This is a genomic window from Mangrovimonas futianensis (genome assembly GCF_021245805.1).
Classification (GTDB): domain Bacteria; phylum Bacteroidota; class Bacteroidia; order Flavobacteriales; family Flavobacteriaceae; genus Mangrovimonas; species Mangrovimonas futianensis.
Window position 1 is genome coordinate 79,424 of record NZ_JAJJNF010000007.1, and the last position, 20,234, is coordinate 99,657.

At 37.1% G+C, this 20,234-nt stretch carries 18 protein-coding genes and 1 tRNA gene; 7 read left to right on the forward strand and 12 right to left on the reverse strand.

Annotated elements, in window-relative coordinates; all coding sequences use genetic code 11:
- Nucleotides 1-45: 45 nt before the first annotated feature.
- Together LOK78_RS12615 and LOK78_RS12620 are read left to right on the forward strand one after the other, a co-directional pair.
- Complete coding sequence (locus LOK78_RS12615) at nt 46-831, forward strand: GLPGLI family protein (RefSeq protein ID WP_232635145.1); 786 nt, start codon at nt 46-48, stop codon at nt 829-831.
- A gap of 3 nt (nt 832-834) precedes the next feature.
- A complete protein-coding gene (locus tag LOK78_RS12620) occupies nt 835-3,450 on the forward strand; it encodes a carboxypeptidase-like regulatory domain-containing protein (protein WP_232635146.1) in 2,616 nt (871 codons plus the stop codon).
- Nucleotides 3,451-3,598: 148 nt separating this feature from the next.
- Here LOK78_RS12620 and LOK78_RS12625 read toward each other — a convergent pair whose 3' ends face one another.
- Both LOK78_RS12625 and der read right to left on the reverse strand, forming a co-directional pair.
- Nucleotides 3,599-6,406 (reverse strand): outer membrane beta-barrel protein, encoded by a 2,808-nt coding sequence (locus LOK78_RS12625; protein WP_166961176.1) that lies wholly within the window; start codon nt 6,404-6,406, stop codon nt 3,599-3,601.
- A gap of 127 nt (nt 6,407-6,533) precedes the next feature.
- Nucleotides 6,534-7,838, reverse strand: coding sequence for a ribosome biogenesis GTPase Der (gene der / locus LOK78_RS12630; RefSeq protein WP_053970206.1), 1,305 nt, complete (start codon nt 7,836-7,838; stop codon nt 6,534-6,536).
- 80 nt (nt 7,839-7,918) lie between these two features.
- On the opposite strand from der, the gene LOK78_RS12635 reads away from it, so the two are divergent.
- Nucleotides 7,919-8,425 (forward strand): GTP-binding protein, encoded by a 507-nt coding sequence (locus tag LOK78_RS12635; protein WP_232635147.1) that lies wholly within the window; start codon nt 7,919-7,921, stop codon nt 8,423-8,425.
- Nucleotides 8,426-8,434: 9 nt separating this feature from the next.
- Here LOK78_RS12635 and era read toward each other — a convergent pair whose 3' ends face one another.
- Nucleotides 8,435-9,319, reverse strand: coding sequence for a GTPase Era (gene era, locus LOK78_RS12640; RefSeq protein ID WP_053970208.1), 885 nt, complete (start codon nt 9,317-9,319; stop codon nt 8,435-8,437).
- Nucleotides 9,320-9,428: 109 nt separating this feature from the next.
- On the opposite strand from era, the gene LOK78_RS12645 reads away from it, so the two are divergent.
- A complete protein-coding gene (locus LOK78_RS12645) occupies nt 9,429-10,220 on the forward strand; it encodes an N-formylglutamate amidohydrolase (protein WP_232635148.1) in 792 nt (263 codons plus the stop codon).
- On the forward strand, nt 10,220-11,599 hold the full coding sequence (gene hutF / locus LOK78_RS12650; RefSeq protein WP_232635149.1) for a formimidoylglutamate deiminase: 1,380 nt from the start codon (nt 10,220-10,222) through the stop codon (nt 11,597-11,599). The genes LOK78_RS12645 and hutF overlap by 1 nt, the downstream gene beginning before the upstream one ends.
- Nucleotides 11,600-11,603: 4 nt before the next feature.
- Here hutF and LOK78_RS12655 read toward each other — a convergent pair whose 3' ends face one another.
- Entirely contained in the window at nt 11,604-12,062 is a 459-nt protein-coding gene (locus LOK78_RS12655) for an RNA methyltransferase (protein ID WP_053970211.1), read from the reverse strand.
- Nucleotides 12,063-12,159: 97 nt separating this feature from the next.
- Here LOK78_RS12655 and LOK78_RS12660 point away from each other — a divergent pair, with 97 nt between their 5' ends.
- Complete coding sequence (locus LOK78_RS12660) at nt 12,160-12,915, forward strand: metallophosphoesterase (RefSeq protein WP_232635150.1); 756 nt, start codon at nt 12,160-12,162, stop codon at nt 12,913-12,915.
- An 11-nt stretch (nt 12,916-12,926) separates the two neighbouring features.
- Nucleotides 12,927-13,112: a VOC family protein gene (locus LOK78_RS12665; RefSeq protein ID WP_232635151.1), complete on the forward strand. Its 186-nt coding sequence runs from the start codon at nt 12,927-12,929 to the stop codon at nt 13,110-13,112.
- 200 nt (nt 13,113-13,312) lie between these two features.
- Here the strand turns inward: LOK78_RS12665 and LOK78_RS12670 are convergent, their stop codons facing one another.
- The 8 genes from LOK78_RS12670 to LOK78_RS12705 form a co-directional block, all read right to left on the reverse strand.
- Nucleotides 13,313-14,359, reverse strand: a complete 1,047-nt coding sequence (locus tag LOK78_RS12670; RefSeq protein WP_232635152.1) for an NAD(P)-dependent alcohol dehydrogenase — start codon at nt 14,357-14,359, stop codon at nt 13,313-13,315.
- 2 nt (nt 14,360-14,361) lie between these two features.
- The gene (locus LOK78_RS12675; RefSeq protein WP_232635215.1) at nt 14,362-15,396 is read right to left on the reverse strand and encodes an Atu2307/SP_0267 family LLM class monooxygenase; all 1,035 of its coding nucleotides are present in this window, start codon (nt 15,394-15,396) and stop codon (nt 14,362-14,364) included.
- A gap of 32 nt (nt 15,397-15,428) precedes the next feature.
- Nucleotides 15,429-16,394, reverse strand: a complete 966-nt coding sequence (locus LOK78_RS12680; RefSeq protein WP_232635153.1) for an aldo/keto reductase — start codon at nt 16,392-16,394, stop codon at nt 15,429-15,431.
- Nucleotides 16,395-16,538: 144 nt separating this feature from the next.
- A complete protein-coding gene (locus LOK78_RS12685) occupies nt 16,539-16,841 on the reverse strand; it encodes a hypothetical protein (RefSeq protein WP_166961149.1) in 303 nt (100 codons plus the stop codon).
- A gap of 54 nt (nt 16,842-16,895) precedes the next feature.
- Nucleotides 16,896-16,968, reverse strand: a tRNA-Met gene (locus LOK78_RS12690).
- Between the two features lie 61 nt (nt 16,969-17,029).
- A complete protein-coding gene (locus tag LOK78_RS12695; RefSeq protein ID WP_232635154.1) occupies nt 17,030-17,209 on the reverse strand; it encodes a CPXCG motif-containing cysteine-rich protein in 180 nt (59 codons plus the stop codon).
- Between the two features lie 72 nt (nt 17,210-17,281).
- A complete protein-coding gene (locus LOK78_RS12700; RefSeq protein WP_232395331.1) occupies nt 17,282-18,109 on the reverse strand; it encodes a leucine-rich repeat domain-containing protein in 828 nt (275 codons plus the stop codon).
- 168 nt (nt 18,110-18,277) lie between these two features.
- Entirely contained in the window at nt 18,278-20,185 is a 1,908-nt protein-coding gene (locus LOK78_RS12705; protein WP_232635155.1) for an ABC transporter ATP-binding protein, read from the reverse strand.
- Between the last annotated feature and the right edge of the window lie 49 nt (nt 20,186-20,234).

A 20,234-nucleotide genomic window follows, 5' to 3' on the forward strand; every position in this document is an offset into this window, starting at 1 on the left:
ATATTGTAAATTAACATCTCCCTCAATATCATCATATTACCTCTTATGAAAATCACTTTATTTTTTATTTTATTTTCAGTTAGTCTTTATTCACAAAACCTTAAGGATCAATTTCAGTATAAAGCCACCTATAAACTTACATATAGCCTAGATTCTACATCCGTAAATAATCCTAAAATGGAAATTATGGTTTTATTGATTGGCGAAAATACTTCTGTTTTTTCCAGTCGTTCTAAAGCAATAGGCAATCAACCTGTAGTGTTTAGTAATTCTGGGCATACTTCAAAAACGGCGGTTACAGATTTTCAATATTTTATAATAAAGGACTATAAAAAGGATGTATTATACTTCACCCGTCAAATTAAAGAAGACTTTTTTTATTACGAACAACCTAAAAACCAATTTAATTGGAAACTATCTGGAGAAACGAAAATCATCAATGAATATAATGCTCAAAAAGCTACTGTAAAATTTTCGGGTAGAAATTATATTGTTTGGTTTACCTCAGAAATACCTATTATGGATGGTCCCTTTAAATTTAATGGTTTACCAGGCTTAATTATTGAATTGTATGACATGCAAAAACACTATCATTTTGAATTACTAGGTTTTGAGAAGCTGGAAACTAACACAGCCTTCAAAACAAATTTAAAGCATTACATTCTAACAGATAGAGAAACATTTAAGGAAACCGAACTTCGTTATAGGCGCGACCCTTTTAGTTATTCTAAAAACCCTAATATTACAATTACCCCAGAGGTTCATAAAAAATATATCGAATCTTTTGCCAAGTTGTTGGAAAAGGAAAATAATCCTCTAGAATTGGAATAATTTATGAAGGTATGGTCATTCATTATTTTAGGATTAGTTTGTTTTGTTTCATTTTCCCAAATCCAGCTAACAGGCACTGTAAAAGATAATTCAGGCAATCCTTTAGTTGGTGCTGTCACAACTATAAAAAACACAAATTCTCAAGCAATTATAGCATATGCCATTACTGACGAATTAGGGGGCTTTTCATTTCAAATTAATTTAGAAAAAGAAGGACTCGAAATTGAAATACAGTCTTTGGGATTTAAGAAATGGAAAAAAGTACTCTCAAAAAAAAATACACATTTGGATATTGTATTACAGGAATCTGTGGAACAACTGAAAGAAGTTTTTTTAAAATCTGATCCGATTAGGAAAAGAGGAGACACCATTGCTTACAATGTTTCTACTTTTAAAAATCAGAGCGACAGGACTATAGCTGATGTTATAGAAAAAATGCCTGGACTAAGTATTCTTCCATCAGGACAGATCACCTATATGGGGGAGCCTATTGAAAAATACTACATTGAAGGTCTAGACTTAATGGAAGGAAAGTATAAACTTGCCAATGAAAGTATTTCTGTCGAAGATGTAGCTCGTGTAGAAATTCTAGAGAATCACCAACCCATTAAAGTTTTGGATAGTTTGGTAGGTTCACAACGTACTTCTATCAATATCAAATTGAAAAATAATGTAAGTTTGAGCGGTAAAGTTGAAGGAGGTATTGGCTTTTCTCCGGGTTTGCTTAAAACAGAAATCACACCATTCTTACTTTCTAAAAAGCGACAAACCTTCACTAGTTATCAGTACAATAATATTGGAGAGGATTTATCTTCATACAATTCTGATTTTTCATCATCCCAATCCAACTTACCCATATTTGATGATTCAAAAAGGAATTTTTTAAAGATTCAACAATTACAAAACCCGCCTTTCTCTAATGAAAGATGGTTAAATAATAGGGATCATTTTGGTTCAGCAAATCACCTTGAGAGATTAAAAAAAGGATTAGACTTAAAAGTTAATTTATCCTACTTAAATGGAACTCGAAAAGAAAATGGATTCCAAGAAAGTATTTACAAAAATGCCTCCAACAACTTAAACTATTTTGAAAGTATAGAAAATACTTTTCGTTTACATTCCTTAAATACTAAAATTACGTTAGAAAAAAACGTGAAGAAAAATTACTTTAAAAATGTATTTAGTTCTAATAATTATTGGGACAAGAATCATGGTTTTATCAAAAATAATATCACTTCAATCTCACAACAAGCTTTAAACCCTTTCTGGAATCTTAAAAACCAGTTTCATATTTTAAAACCAATGGGAAAGCAGCTACTAGAATTCAACTCTAGTGTAGGCTACGTAAATACCTCTCAAGAATTGATGGTAACCCCAGGAGTTTTTATTGATTACTTTAATAATGGTGAAAACTATGAGAGAACACACCAATTTTTGAATTATCATACCTTTTACACCCATAATTCTATAGGATTTACGAAAAGAATAGGAGTTTTTACAATTGTTCCAACAGCTGGGTTTTCCTTTATCAAGGAAGAATTTGAATCTGATATAATGACTGGTATTAATAATAACCCATTAACTGAAACGACTAATGATTATGGATTACGCTCTTTCACAACATTTTTAACAAACAAATTTGAATACAAGGATAATATATGGCGTATAACTTTGCGCACACCTTTATTTTTGAGGAATATAGAATCACCCGAATATAATATCGCTTCTAAACCACTTACATTTGAACCTGATCTGTTCCTATCTAAAAAACTTACTCCTTTTTGGGAAACACAGTTTTCAGGACAAATATCCAATTCATTTGGTGAAGCAGAGAACCTACATCGTGGTTTAATATTGGAAAATTATAGAAGTTTGACCAGCAATGAGCCCATTTTGAGGAAACAAATTCAACACAGGGGATCCCTTGCTCTTCGCTACAGGAATTCTCTTAAAGGGTTGTTTGGTTCGGTTTCAATTTCTTTAACCAAAATTAAAAATAATCTATTGTTTGACTATCGAGTGTCTTCTAATGGCGCCATTACTATTTTTAGTCTTGAGCAAGACAATAATCAAGTTCAGAATAATATGGCATTGAACCTTAGTAAATATATCGATGATTGGAAAACTACCTTAACTGGCAGCTCTAGCTTCTTTGTTTTTAAACGAGATCAGATAGTAAATAATGTATTTGATAAATATAAAACTATTGGGAAGCAATTCGCATTTAAAGCCGATATTGAAGCAAATAAATGGCTCACTATTGGTTTGAACACCCAGTTGAAAACTTCACAACTAAAATCCAAGGATGTAAGTTTTGAGAGAGTAAAAAATTGGAGCAATTCCTTATCTGCTTTTTTTTATCTAAGTAAACGCCAATTCTTAAACGCAGATTTTGAACATTTTTATAATAACCTTCAAAGCAATCAAAATACTGTTTTCTTGAATATACAATACCAATATTCATTCAAAAAACATCCTATAGACGTAAAGCTTTCGTGGAATAATATTTTAAATACAAAAAGCTATATTAACATGCAAAATAATGAATATTATAGTTTACAAAGTTCATATATTATAAGACCTTCCCAAGTATTTCTGACACTTCTGTTTACCTTATAAAAATGATTCTTATTTAAACAAACTCACCTATATTTTCATTTTTAGAATCGTCATCCAAAATGACTGATCTTCCACAATTATAATTAAAAGAAAAGGGGCGTTTCAATTTGAGACGCCCCTTTTTGGTTATTTCATTTTTAAATATTTCTTAGTCCATCCAGAAACCACCACGGTCATTCACTTCTCCCTTTTTACCCAAACTATTGAACTTCCAACTAAAGCTCAACATAAAATATTGTTGTAGTACGGTGCTTTGTGAATCTTGAATATAATTCTGGGTAGCCGTTCTTCTGGCATTGGTATTTTGGTTTAACAAATCATAGACTTTAAAAGTCGCTGTCGCTTTATCCTGTAGAAAGGAATAGGCCACTGTTGTATTCCAGAACCAAGCACTTTTCTGGAAACCGGCCGAAATGTTGGGATTATAATTAAAGGTTATATCATTTCGCCATTCAAGATTCTTTGGAAGGAAAAACCCGGTTCTAATATTCAAATTGTGGTATTGGAATCTCTGATCTTCAAATTCTTCCAAATCGTATGAATTGTTTGTAAATGTCAACGAGTACCTAGGTCGAATTTCAAATACATCTTTCCAAGTGAACTTAAAGTTTACTTCAGGAGATAGAGACCTCACGTCACTGGCATATTGCACTCCATTATTGAAGTTGACGTTTCTTGAAAAATTACCATTGGCACCTACCCCAAATCTCACCGTTCTTAAAGAATCTATTTTCACTTCTTTATTGTAATCCATTCCCGCATAAATTTGATAGTTCCCATCGACATTTTCATAAGTTGTTTCTCTCACAAAATTTTCATCAATGATGGTTTTGGAAACCACAGCATTATCTGTTACTCGAGCATTGACATAAGACCAAAATCCTGTATGTTTTTGAAAGTCATAATTGTTGAATCCCATGTACAATCTATGATTGTTTGACGGCTCCAAATTAGGATTACCTACAATGGTATTCAATGGGTCTGACACATTTGTAAAGGCTTGAAGCTGGAATAATTCTGGCGGATCATTGTTCAGCCTATACCCCATATACATTGAGGATTTACCACTAAATCGGTAATTGGCATTGGAATATAATTGAACCGCTTCAAAATCACGTTCTATATTAAATTGAGGTCTTAAATTATCACGGTTTTCAAGCGTTCTAAAAATATATTCGGCTCCAGCTCTAGCTGAGAATTTTTCGCCACGGTAGCTCAAGGATAATCCCGGTGTACTATTTTGATCTAAATACTCAAAGTCTGTACTCAAATCTTCATTGAATTGAGAATATTCCCCCATATCATCCAAATCATAGGTGGATTTAACATCGGTAGACTTGTTTCGATTAAACTTGTATTCCAAATTCACAAAAAACTTCTTTTCTACAATGGGAATACTATACCTTATTTCAGAACCCAAATTTTCGGTTTCACCATTCCCATCTGTAAATTGGTTTCTTATGGTTTCATCAATTAAAATGAAGTCTGGATTATTAGGGTCCAACTCATCCGCTCCATAGACGTAGGTTTCAGAATTCAGGAAATCGTCACTGTTTGATTGACCTATTTCATTGGTTATACCAACTCGTAAATACCCTCCTTTGTCAAACTTCTTGGTGATATTGATTCGGTTATTAAAGGTTTTACCATCTCTTTCCACAAAGGAATTTGTTGCCGATGTGTTGGTCAATTGTCTTTCATCATTGAAGGAACTTTCTCCATTATCAAAGGAGGTCTTGGTTCTTGAATAACGAAACGAAGGCTGCACATTGATCAAAAATGTAGAGTCAACCTTTATATCAAATTCCAAATTTGCCGAATGGCTATCTGTGTCATTATCGCTTCTAGATCTCGAATCTGTATAGTATCTAGAATCGGGCAAAATGTTTTCACGTTGCGTGGTCGATTCATTAAAAGAGCTACTTCCCGAAAAGAAATAATCGGCAGAGACATCGGTGTCCTTTCCTATTACATCCGCATAATTCATCCCTGCATTTTGGGAAGTCGTAATTCCTTGTCCGCCACCAAAAGTTCTTCCATCAATCGTAAAGGAACCGTTACTGTTCCAGGACATACTGTTTCCACGACCAAACATTTTTTCAATTTCCCCAAAACTAAATCCGGGGGAATTGATGTTATTACCTCCTGCTAAAACACTGATTCGCCTATCGTTATCAAAATAATTAAACATTCCGGCAAATTCGTACCGCTCATCGGTACCGCCACCTGCAGACACCCTTCCAAAAACACCTTTATTGTTTTCTTCTTTAATCGTTAAATTGATGGTTTTGTTTTCCCCATCAGTCACTTCTCCTGTAAATGCCTCGGATTTACTTTTGGTGTCTACCACCTGAATCTTTTCAATGATATCCTTGGTTAAATTTTTGGTTGTAATACTTGGATCATTACCGAAAAACGGCTTCCCATTAACCAATATTTTATTTACAGATTTTCCATTGACCTTAATGGTTCCATCATCCTCAACCGTCACACCTGGTAATTGTTTCAGTAAATCTTCTACCGTTGCATCTTTTTTGGTTTTAAAGGACTTCACATTAAATTCTAAAGTATCCTTTTTAATGGTCACAGGAGCCGAAGCCTTAATCACGACCTCATCCAAGGCGTCAGAACTTACTGCCATGACAATATTTTTAAGGTCAATCACCTCTTTATCCAATTTGATATTTTGATAATAGGTTTTATAACCTACATACGAAACAAACAAATTGGCTTCCGTATCTCCCGTTTTCTCCTGTAGGGAGAATCGACCGTCTTTATCAGAAATGGTATAGGTAATCAAAGAGCTGTCCTTAACTCTTTGTAAATAAACAGTAGCCGATTCTAAGGGTGATTGATCTTCTTCTGCAACTAGTTTTCCAGAAATTTTAAATGGATTGGTTTGGGCAATGGAGGTTAGGGCATAGAAACATGCCATAAACACAAGGAATTTCTTCATTGACTTTTTTTGATTGATGTTTAGCTTATTCAGTTAAGAGAACGAAAATAGCTTAGTAATCGTATGAAACTTCTTAAAAAAAACCTAAACTTTCCTTAAAATTCAATGAGTTAGCCCCTATTAAATCCTATTTTTTACGCATATAAACGGTTACCGGAACTCCATGAAAATCAAAATGTTCCCGCAATTTATTTTCTAAAAAGCGTTTATAAGGATCCTTTACATATTGTGGAAGGTTGCAGAAAAACGCAAATTGCGGTTGTGGTGTAGGCAATTGCGTGATAAATTTAATTTTGACGTATTTCCCTTTATATGCCGGTGGTGGATTGTTTTGAATAATAGGAAGCATAACATCATTCAACTCTCTAGTTTTTATCTTTTTGCTCCTATTTTGAAATACTTCTACAGCAGTTTCAATAGCTTTAAAAATACGCTGTTTGTTCAACACTGAGATAAAGACAATAGGCACATCTGTAAAAGGCGCTATTTCTTGTCTTATTTGCTTTTCAAAATCTTTAAGGGTTTTATTATCCTTTTCTACAAGGTCCCATTTATTCACCAAGATAACAATCCCTTTTCGGTTGCGTTCTGCCAACCAAAAGATGTTTTGAACTTGACCATCAAAGCCTCTTGTAGCATCCAAGACAAGCAAGCACACATCACAGTGCTCAATAGCCCGTATACTTCGCATCACCGAATAGAACTCTAAATCTTCTTTAACCTTTGATTTTCTTCTGATTCCGGCAGTATCCACCAAGTTGAATTCAAAACCAAAACGGTTATATTTGGTATCTATAGAATCCCTAGTAGTTCCTGCAATATCGGTAACGATATAACGGTCTTCGCCAATTAAGGCATTAATAAAAGAAGATTTACCGGCGTTGGGACGCCCTACCACGGCAAATCGTGGCAACTCCTCTTCTTCTCTTTCTTCTTTTTCAGGCAAGGATTCAACTACAGCATCCAGTAATTCTCCAGTTCCACTTCCGTTGATACTTGCAATGGTATAATATTCCCCTAATCCTAAAGAGTAGAATTCTAAAGCATCATGAACCCTAGCAGCATTATCTACTTTATTAATGGCCAAGAAAACAGGTTTCTCTACCTTTCTTAATAATTTGGCGACGTCCTCATCCATACCAGTAACACCAGCTTCTACGTCCACCATAAAAATGATAACATCGGCTTCATCAATAGCCAATTCTACCTGTTTATCAATCTCGGCTTCAAAAACATCATCACTACCTACAACGTACCCTCCGGTATCTATCACAGTAAATTCCCGTCCGTTCCAATCACTTTTACCATAATGGCGATCTCTAGTCACGCCGCTTACAGCATCAACAATGGCTTCACGACGTTTGATCAACCTATTAAAAAATGTAGACTTACCGACATTGGGACGTCCTACTATAGCAACGATACTACTCATAATCTTAGAATTGTTTGCAAAGGTAGTGTTTACAATCTGAAGAAAAAATACTATTTTTCTGCAGATTATCAGCTTCTTTTATGGCTTTATCCAATGACATTGTTTTAAGACCCCGATTTCAATTAGATTTATCAAAATCAAATCAAACCATTCTTAAGGCATTTGAATACAACAAAACCACCCAAAAAAGCTTTGTGGTTTCCAGAATAGACAACCATGTTTTTATCAGAATACCAAAAGCAGAACAACATTATTGGTCTCCCCAATTGCATTTGGAAGTGTTGCCTAAAGATCAAGACCACTGTACGGTTCACGGTTTGTTTGGCCCCAACCCAACCATATGGACCATGTTTATGTTTCTTCATTTTATCGTGGCTGGTCTTTTTATCGTTTTTGGAATTTGGGCTTACTCTAACTGGACTTTGGAATTACCATTTGTGGTACAGCTCACCATCATGTTTTTGATGATTATAGCATGGGTAACCCTCTATTTATTGGGTAGAATGGGAAGACATTCAGGCAAAGAGCAAATGCATCAATTACATGATTTTATGAACGACGTCTTGAAGCAGGAACATTTACTGTAATACAGATGCTTACTTTTGATTGTATCCGAACCTTCTTAGCTGATTTGGATTGCTTCTCCAATTTTTATTCACCTTGACAAACAGCTCTAAATGAACCTGTTTCCCGAAGAAGGCTTCCAAATCCTTTCTGGATTCTACACCTACTCTTTTTAAGGCCGAACCTTTATGTCCGATAATAATTCCCTTTTGAGTATCACGCTCAACCATGATGACTGATTGGATTCTGATAATCTCTTCTTCCTCCACAAAGGATTCGGTTTCAACCTCAACAGAATAAGGGATTTCCTTTTTATAATGCAGTAATATTTTCTCCCTAATCGTTTCATTAACAAAAAATCGTTCAGGCTTATCAGTCAATTGATCTTTTGGATAAAATGGAGGTGAGTCTGGTAACAATTCAACAATCCTAGTAAAAACGGTTTCTACATTAAATCCTTCCAAAGCAGACACAGGGATAATTTCGGCATTGGGAACTTTCTCTTTCCACAGTTCCACTTGGGCTTCCAGTTGTTCTTGATTGGAAGTATCAATTTTGTTCAACAACAATAAAACAGGAATTTTAGAGTGGACAATTCGATTAAAAAATGCTTCATCCTTTAACTCCTTCTCCCCTATCTCAACCATATAAACCAACACATCGGCATCCTCTAGAGCAGACTTAACAAAGTCCATCATACTTTCTTGAAGCTCATAAGCTGGTTTGATAATTCCCGGGGTATCACTGAATATCACTTGAAAATCCTCGCCATTGACAATGCCCAAAATACGATGTCTCGTGGTCTGAGCTTTAGAAGTGATAATTGATAATTTTTCACCTACAAAAGCATTCATCAATGTAGATTTACCCACATTGGGATTTCCTATAATATTCACAAAACCTGCTTTATGCCCCATCTTTGTCCGTTTCAATTTTGGCAAAGGTACAACCTTAACGGTTTACTTGCATCAAGGTAAAGAGATAACTTGTACTTTTGTAACTACAGACTAATTTTACAACCAGCACATGGTATACAACATTATTGAACCTACAGCCAAAAAAGTTCCTATTATATTAAGTTCACCTCACTCTGGAACCCTGTTTCCAGACGACGTGAAAAAGCAATTAAAACAAGAAGTCATATCCAATCCAGACGATACCGATTGGTTTATAGATCAGTTATACAATTTTGCCCCTGCTATGGGCATCACGATGATAACCGCTCGATACAACCGATGGGTTATCGACTTAAACCGTGATCCAAATAGCAAGCCTTTGTATAATGATGGCCGTGTGATTACGGGCTTGGTACCAACCACCAATTTTAATGGCGATTCTTTATATCAAGATGAAACGCCAACGGAGCAAGAAATTGAAAATAGATTACAGCAGTATTTTTTGCCATATCACCAAAAAGTTTCAGAGCTTTTAAACCAAACCAAATCGCAATTTGGAAAAGCCCTTCTTTTTGACGCCCATTCCATCAGAAAAGTAGTGCCTGGTATACAGGAAGCCCCTTTTCCAGATTTAATTTTGGGAGACAACGACGAAACATCCGCTTCCAAAGCACTTATTGATTCAGCCATAAGTGTATTGGATTCCCACTCCTTCAACTTCAAGCATAACCACCCATTTAAAGGGGGACACATCACTAGAAGTTTTGGAAAGCCTTCAGAAAACATCCACGCATTGCAATTGGAAATGGCCAAGACGAATTATATGGATGATTCCGAGACCCAATACCATCCCGAGCGTGCCGAACAGATGCGACTTATTTTAAAATCCCTTTTTGAGAACCTAATAAATACCCTTTCCTAATGAGCAAAGCCTATCGATTCAACGCGCTTTTAACAGAAACTGGTTGGTTGACCAACGCTGTAGTAACCTTAGATGAGACCGGTTGCGTCCTTTCTATCAAGCAAGATGACTTGGCCCAAGCCGAAAACATTAATGGTTTTGCCTTACCGGGATTTCAAAATGCCCATTCACATGCCTTTCAATATGCTATGGCAGGGTTGGCCGAATTACATGAAGGTAGCGGGCAACCCGATGATTTTTGGAGCTGGAGATCGGCCATGTATGACTTGGCATTGCAAGTATCGCCTGAACATCTGGAAGCCATTGCCACCATGTTGTATAGCGAGATGTTGAGACATGGATACACCTCGGTAGCCGAATTTCATTATGTACACCACGACCCTGACGGAAATCCTTACAGCAACTTAGCTGAACTTGGTTCCCGTTTAATTTCCGCTGCTAAAACAGCAGGAATCCAAATAACTTTGGTTCCTATGTTCTATCAAAAAGGAGGCTTTGGAAAAGAAGCTGAAAGCAAACAGAAGCGATTTATTTCAAAGACCATTGAGGACTACTATCGCTTGTTGGAAAGCAGTGAAAAAGCAGCACAATATTATGACCAGGCAAAAGTTGGCTTGGGGATTCATTCTTTACGAGCCGTAACCGGTGAAGACATCATACAGGTGGGCAGAAACTTTGGTAATAACCGACCATTTCACATTCATGTTTCAGAACAAATTAAAGAGATTGAAGACTGTAAAGCCTTTTACCAACAGCGCCCTGTTGAATGGTTATTGAACAACATGGACCTAAACCCTAACTATCATTTGGTACATGCCACCCATTTAAATGATGATGAAGTTAAGGGGATTGCTACATCTGGCGCACATGTGGTTTTGTGCCCTACTACGGAAGGAAACTTAGGAGACGGTCTGTTTAGATTTCACGACTACAAAGCACTTAACGGGTCATGGAGTATCGGCACCGATAGCCATATAGGAATCAGTCCGATGGAAGAATTACGTCTTCTAGATTATGGCCAGCGTTTAACGACCCATAAGCGCAACACCTTTTACCTACCCTACCATGGGGACAGTGGTTTGAATGCCATCACTATGGCCTACAAAGCCGGAAGACAAGCCATGGGGCGCTCACATGAATCCTTTTTTGAAATTGGGCAACCTTTTAACACAGTGATCTTTGATGCCAATTCGCCTCTTATGGCGGCTACCAATATAAAACATATATGCAATACCATAGTGTATGCTAGTGATGTGTCTCATATTTTGGGTACCATGGTTGCTGGGGAGTGGATCACGTTTAAAGGACATCACCACAATCAAGGACACATTGTATCCGATTTTGTAAAAGCTTTGAGAGACCTGAAATCGAGATTATAAAATCTTAGGAACGAGGCTTCCCTATTCCACGGTCATACATGACGATACTTCCGGCAACAGATACATTGAGGCTAAGTTGAGAAGTGAACTTTACCAAATGATGGCTTTTCTCAATCGCCTTCTTGGAAAGACCGTGATCTTCGGCACCCAATAAGTAGACACAACGTCTTGGATGGTGAAAGGTTTCCAGAGGTTCGGCATCCTCTGTTAATTCCACACCTACCAGTCTGGCTCCCTTTGGTAAGTTGTTGTAAAACTCTTCAAAGGTATCGTAATGAAAATAAGGCATAGCCTTGACCGCATTGTGGGTATCACAAGCCTGTTTGGCATATCGGTTTCCTATAGTAAATATAAAACTGGCTCCCATATTTTGGGCAGACCGCCAAAGCACCCCTAAATTCTCTGGGGTTTTCCCATTTTGAATCCCGATTCCGAAAAACTCATTGACAAAATTATCGTTCATGATGCAAAGGTAACAATTCAAGGAAGCTTAAAAAGCTGGGTGTATCTCCAAGTTTGATGAAATGGATGTTGTAACTTTACCAACAACCTGACAGCAGATGACCATACAAGTTTGTTCAGATTTACACCTGGAATTAAAAGAGAACCGCGAGTGGTTTAAAAAGCATCCCATTATACCAAAGGGCGATATTTTAATCATTGCTGGTGACACCTACTTTTTAAACCGAAACTACGCCAAACTAGACTTTATCAAACAAGCATCTCAGGATTTTAAAGAGGTCTTTCTCATTCCCGGGAACCATGAATTTTACGGTGGTTATGATGCCGCTTATGCTTTATATCCTATTGTAAAAAACATTGCCCCCAATGTCACGTTGCTAAATAACACCTCCTTACAAATAGATGATTATACCTTTATTTTTTCGACCATGTGGTCGCATATCAGCAAGCAGATGTATGAAGTGATTAACGGCATGATTGATTTTAGAAACATCATTTATAAAGGCGGTCAATTTTACATGCACCATTTCAATAAACTACATAATAAGTCCTTTGAGTTTATTTCGGACGAAGTTCAAAAGAAGGGAAAAAAGGTAGTGGTTACCCATCATTTACCCAGCACCCAATGCCACCTCCCTGAATTTAAGGGCAACTTGTTGAGTGAAGCCTTTTGTACCGATAAAACCGAATTCATCTCCAAAAACAACATTCAATATTGGATTTATGGACACAGCCATGGCAACCAAAGGGATTTTGAAATTTCCGGAACCAAGATGGTCACTAACCAGTTTGGCTATATCCATTCTGAAGAACATCACGATTTCAATTATGAAAAAACCTTAGTCTTAACTTAAAACTTCAAGACATGAAAACTTTAACAGCCACCCGAATCAACATCATGATATCCCATATGGATCAAAGTATTCTGTTTTATACGGAAGTTTTGGGATTACATTTATTGAATCATTGGGGACGACCATTATGCCGAAGTACAAGCCGCCAATGTGATTTTGGGTCTGCACCCTACCAAAGAAAACACCCAAACAGGTAATAATTTGAGTATCGGGCTTGGGGTTACCAACTTTGACGAAGCGGTTGCTGACTTAACCCGCCAAAGGTATTCTCTTTAATGTTGAAAAGGATCGTTACATCAGACTGGCCCATTTTAAAGACCCAGACCAAAATGCTCTATATTTGGCAGAAGTTCAAGAATAAAAAAAGCAGAAGGTTCCTTCTGCTTTTCTATTTGATTTATTTCTTAAGAGATGCCATATCAATGACAAAGCGGTATTTGACATCGGCATCAACCACACGCTCCCAGGCTTTATTCACCTCTTGAATATCTATCATTTCTACATCGGGTAACACTTGGTGCTCGCCACAAAAATCCAGCATCTCTTGGGTTTCCTTAATCCCTCCTATCATGGAACCTGCTATATTTTTACGTTTTGAAATAAGCGCTCCACCGTGTACTTTAGAAAGCGGTTCAATGGCACCCACCATGGCCATGGTTGTATCCCGTTTCATCAATCCCAAATACGGATTCACATCATGATCAACAGGAACCGTGTTCAGTAAAAAGTCAAAGGAATTAGCATGTTCTTTCATTTGTTTGGCATCGGTGCTTATAAGTACCTCATCGGCTCCCAAAGCTTCAGCATCACCTGCTTTGCCTGGAGACCTAGTGATCATCACTGTGTGGGCACCTAAGGCATGGGCAAACTTGATTCCCATATGGCCCAATCCGCCTAAACCAATAACCCCTACTTTATCTCCTTTTTTCACATTCCAATGCTTTAATGGCGACCAAGTGGTAATACCAGCACACAATAGAGGTGCTACCTTGGCAGTATCCAAACTTTCTGGAATGCTTAGTACAAATGCCTCATCTACCACCACGCTTTCCGAATACCCGCCATAAGTATGTCCGCCGGTATGTGGGTCGTGACTGTTATAGGTAAACGTAGCTCCAGTTTCACAGTATTGCTCCAAATCATCTTGACAGGAATGACAGGTTCTACAGGAATCCACCATACAACCCACACCCACCAAATCACCTTCCTTGTGACGCGTCACCTCGTTACCTACTGCAGTTACCCTTCCTATAATCTCATGTCCAGGAACCACCGGATATTTGGCTGGTCCCCATTCACTGCGGGCAGTGTGTATATCACTGTGACAAACACCACAGTACAAAATATCTAAATGAACATCTGTGGGCTTTAACCCTCTGCGTTCAATTTGAATCGGTTCTAAATCTTTATCTTTGGCATGTGCGCCATATGCTTTAACTGTCATCTTTATTGTTGTTTTAGTGATTTTCTTATTTCTGGAACCACTTTGGTTCCATACAATTCTATGGCCTTCATTAAATCTTTATGTGCAGGCCCGCCCACATCTATATGGGCCACATATCTAGTTAAGCCAAACATTTCTATCAGACTTAATATTTTATCTACTACTTGATTGGGTTCTCCCATAAAAAGAGCGCCTTCGGGAGATATTCCTCCTTCAAACTGCGCTTGGGTATAAGGTGACCACCCTCTGCTTTTCCCCACCCGATCCATTTGTGCTGCATATAGCGGAAAATACTCAGCTAGTAAATCCTCTCTTGAAGCCGTCAAATAGGTATGTGAATGCACGCCTATTTGCATGGAGCCCATATCATGACCATGATTTTCATACTCCTGCTTGTAAAAATCTATCAAGGGTTTAAACTGTTGTGGCATCCCACCAATGATGGCAAAAATAATAGGCAATCCTAATTTGGCGGCTCTATAAACCGATTCAGGCGTGCCCCCTACAGCTACCCAAATAGGTAAAGGTTTTTCGGGTCTGGGATAAATGGTTTGCTCATGCAAGGATGCCCTAAAGTTTCCTTGCCAAGTCACCGTTCCCTCGGCATTAAGCTTTAATAGCAACTGTAGTTTTTCTTCAAACAAGGCGTGATAGTCCTTTAAATCATACCCAAACAAGGGGAAGGATTCTATAAAACTACCCCGACCTGCACATATTTCTGCCCGCCCATCTGAAAGCAGATCGAGCGTTGCAAAATCCTGGTATACCTTTACGGGATCGGAGGAACTTAAAACCGTAACCCCACTACTTAACTTGATATGTTTAGTCACAGAAGCCATGGCTGCCAAGACAATTTCTGGGGAGGCCACGGCGTAATCTGGACGGTGGTGCTCCCCAAGAACCAAGGCATCCAAACCCAATTGATCTGCCAATTTTATTTGCTCAAGCATTTGTGCTAAACGCTCTTTTGGAGGTTGGGCTTGATTGGTATGCCTGTCGAATGAAAGATCTCCAAACATGCCCAGACCAAATTCTATTTGATTCATAGTATTGATAGTACTTTACAGATTTAGGAATTGATGGTATTTACAGGACTACTGGCCTTATCCAACAGTTCCAAATCTTCGGCATCCAAATTCAAAAGCGGTGCTTCAAACAATGTTTTTAACTGAGATTGACTGGTAGCACTAGCTATTGGTGCCCCAATGGTAGGCTGTGACAACAACCAAGCCAAAGACACGGTTGCTGGAGTGGTTTGATGTTTGTTTGAAACCGTATCAAGAGCTTCAAGTATGGCGAGTCCTTTATCATTCAGGTACTTTTTAACACTACCACCACGCGGACTTTTTTCCAAATCTGCTTCTGAACGGTATTTACCCGTTAAAAATCCCGAAGCCAATGACCAATAAGGAAACACCGTAAGTCCGTATTGTTCTGCTAGGGGTCGGTATGTGGATTCAAAATCCCTTTCCAATAAATTGTAATGCGGTTGTAGTGCCTGGTATTTGGGCAAACCATATTTCTCTGAGGCTTGAAAGGAGTCGTGTATTCTTTCTGGGGATAAATTGGAAGCCGCAATATACCTTACCTTCCCAGCCCGTATGATTTCTTGATAAGCTTCTAGGGTTTCCTCAACTGGTGTTACCTCATCATCAAAGTGGGTGTAATACAAATCGATATAGTCGGTTTGCAAGCGTGTTAAGGATTGATCAACTGCCTTAAAAATATGTTTTTTGCTGGTATCTTTAGGATGTATTCCCGTTTCTCCTCCCACTTTGGTAGCCATAATGACCTGTTCCCTATTTTTCCTCTCTTTCATCCATTTACCTAAAATGGTTTCAGACTGTCCGCCTCCTTTACCATCTACCCAGTAGGAATACATATCGGCGGTATCGATAAAATTAAAGCCTTGATCTATAAAGGCATCTAAAATGTGGAAGGATTCTTTTTCATTAAGGGTCCAGCCAAACACATTGCCTCCCAAATTTATGGGAGCAACCTGCAGGTCTGTTTGACCTATTTTTATTTTTTTCATGATGTTTTACTTAAGAAGTCCTAAGTTATCTAAATACCAAGAAAACAAGGGGCTTTGGACTGTTATAATATTCTTAAAATGATTTAGCCAATAGCCCATTGAGTGTTAACATTTTACAATTATCATATGGCCCTAGTGTCCAAATTAGTTTGAAGACGTACACCCTTGATTCAATAATTTCAAGGTAAGTTTTTGGTAAACTGTAAGTACGGCCAAACGTTCTTCTTTGGTCTTATACTTGTTGGCAGACCCATAGATAGGTTTCTGTCTTTTCAGTTTTCCAGTCTCTGGGTCGGCAAAGGAAAAATAGACATACCATCTCTTTTTGATGTCACCTTTTCCCGTATAGATTTTGGGGGTGGAAAATTTCTGCTTCAATGACAAATCGTATTCACTTTCGTATTCATTTTCGTATTCACGCTCTAAGAGCTCCGTAAAATTAAGCATAAAAAAAACGGTTTGGAAGCTCCAAACCGTTTAATACTGCGACTTTGTCATTTGTAGCGGGAACTGGACTCGAACCAGTGACCTTCGGGTTATGAGCCCGACGAGCTACCTACTGCTCTATCCCGCGATATTGGACTGCAAATATACAACCCTTTTTACTTTATGCAAGAATAATACTAAAAAAATTATTACTCCATAGATTTTGCCTCAAATCCAGTGAGCTCAAGACTATTTGAAACAGCCTGAACTTTAATGGGATTACAACACACTTCGCAATCATCAATATACTCCTGATTTTTAATGGAAACGTCAATTAACATAGAAATGGTTTCCCAACAATATGGGCATGTAAAGAAGTGCTCTATCATTTAAATAAGATACAAAAAAAAAGAGGTCTTAGGGAACCTCTTTTTTTTCAAAATTCAATTTATAATTGGCTATTAATCTTCGCTAAATTCTGTGGCATAACCTTCTTCCTCATTTGCAGGTAACTTCATAATAGTTGGAGGATTCTGTCCAACAACACTCACATATTCCTTATCCAATTGATTATCACTTACCATAAAAACATCTAGATGCGGAAGCGTTCCTAACTCAAACGGCACAGTACCTGTTAATTGATTTGTGGAAAGAATAAGTTCCTTTAAATGTTGTAGTTGCCCAATACCCTTTGGAATAGAACCAAACAATTTATTATCAAGCAGGCATAATACTTCTAAACTAGATAAACTTTCTATTTCTTTTGGTATGGTTCCAGTAAGTTCATTACTCCCCAAATGAAGTACTTTCAATGAGGTCAAATTTTTAATTTCCTTTGGAATTTCTCCAGAAAACTGATTGCTATACAATTTCAAGGTTTCCAACTTGGACAATTCACAAACTTGAGTAGGAATGTTTCCTGTCAATTGATTCATGTATAACTGAAGTGATTTCAAATTTTGAAGTCTAACTATAGACTGTGGAATGTTACCTATTAATTTATTAAACCCAAGATTCAGTTCTTCTAAGTGTTCTAAGTCTCCTAATTCAGTTGGTAACTTCCCTTGAAGGTTATTATATTCCAGACTAACCCCTACTACATGATCATTTTCTACATCAACACCAAACCAGGAGTTCACGTCTTGATCTAAATTCCATTTTGTAGTCCATTCATTTCCATTCGTAGATTCATACAAAGCAAGTAAAGCCGATTTTTCTTTAGGAGAAACGTCGGCAAACAAATAAACCGAAACAAAAAAGAAGGCAATAAGTAGTTTAATAGTCTTCATTGGTTAGTGATTTGGGTTAATCTCTAAACAATATTAGACTCAAATCTGATGAAAAACAAATTTTTTCGATGAAATGCAAAGGTAATTCTGACTAAATCCTACTTCAATACCTTCATAAACACCCCTAAACCACCAAAATCATTGATTTTCATACAGATATAAATTTAATTATGAAAGTTGATCTATTTCACTATGAATTTCTTCCCAATCTCGCATCAATTTTTCTAAAGTATCTTTTTTCTTTTGATAAGCATCAAAAAATTTCGGATCTGAAACTACTTCATCATAATTGGTCTGTAACTCTACATCAATCTCTTTAATCTCCTTCTCCAATTGACTAATCTTTGACTCCGTATTACTCAACTTATTGTTTAGGGATTTTAGTTTTTTCTGATCTACATAGGACTCCTTCTTACTTTCCTTTGGGGTTTCCTTTTTAACATCACGCTTTTCGACTTCTCTTAAGTTTTCAACTTGTCGCTGTTCTAAATAAAAATCGATATCTCCAAGATACTCCCGTATCTTTTGATCTTTAAATTCATAAACCACGTTAGTCAATCCTTGTAAAAAGTCCCTATCGTGTGAGACCAAAATCAAGGTTCCTTCAAACTTCCTTAAAGCCTCTTTCAGTACTTGTTTTGACTTGATGTCTAGGTGGTTGGTAGGCTCATCCATAATGAGCACATTAAATGGTTGAAGCATCAATTTGGCAAGCGCTAACCTATTTCTCTCACCTCCAGATAAAACTCGCACATATTTATCAACTTCATCACCTCTAAACAAAAAGGCTCCCAAAATATCCCTCACCCTAGGTCTATTCTTTTCATTAGCAGCGTCAATCATAGTGTCCAATACCGTTTTATTACCATCAAGATATTCCGCTTGGTTTTGAGCAAAATATCCTAATTGTACATTGTGACCCAGCTTTAAGTGACCTTGGTGTTTAATATCACCCACTACGATTTTGGCTAAGGTTGATTTACCCTGTCCATTTTGACCTACAAAAGCTATTTTACTATCTCTATCCACCAACAAATCAATACCTTTTAACACTTGTAGATCTCCATAAGTCTTTGAGATATCTTCAGCCTCTAAAACGACTTTTCCTGGTGTGACAGAAACGGGAAAATTAAGTGTCATCACACTATTATCTTCCTCATCAACCTCAATTCTATCAATCTTATCAAGTTTCTTAATAAGCGATTGTGCCATGGAAGCCTTAGAAGCCTTAGCCCTAAATTTTTCAATCAGTTTTTCGGTTTGTTGTATTTGTTTTTCCTGATTCTTTTGAGCAGCCATTTGCTGCTCTTTAATTTCTTTCCTAAGCACCAAAAACTTTGAATACGACTTTGGGTAATCATAAATACGTCCTAAGGAAATTTCAATGGTACGATTCGTCACGTTGTCTAAAAACATTTTATCGTGAGAGACAATGACTACGGCTCCAGAACTGCTTTTCAAAAAGTTTTCCAACCAAATAATCGATTCTATATCTAAGTGGTTGGTAGGCTCATCCAGCAATAGAATATCATGGTTTTGAAGAAGTAACTTGGCCAATTCGATACGCATTCTCCATCCTCCAGAAAAGGTATCTGTAAGTTTGTTAAAATCCTCTCTCTTAAATCCTAAACCTTGCAACACCTTCTCGGTTTCACCCTGATAATTGTAGCCTCCTAAAATTTCATACTGGTGCTGAACTTCATTTAAATCAACCATTAATTGGTGGTAACCATCACTTTCATAATCTGTTCTCTCTACTAGTTGGTGGTTGATTTCCTCCAATTTACTTTCTAGGGATTTTATTTCACGGAATGCTTCGTAAGCTTCATCTAACACCGTTCTACCAAATTCAAAATCTATATCCTGCTTTAAAAAACCAATAGTTACATTCTTGTCCATGGCAATTTGGCCAGAATCAGGTTCCAATTCCTTAGATAAAATCTTCAACATGGTAGATTTTCCTGCACCATTTTTTCCTATCAATCCAACACGGTCACCCATGCTCAATTTGAATGTAATTTCTTCAAACAGGTATTCACCTTGAAAGGAGATCGAAAGGTTATGTATATTCAGCATATATGATTTTATTTGGTGTTAAGGTTGATTTATACCTTGGTTTTATGTT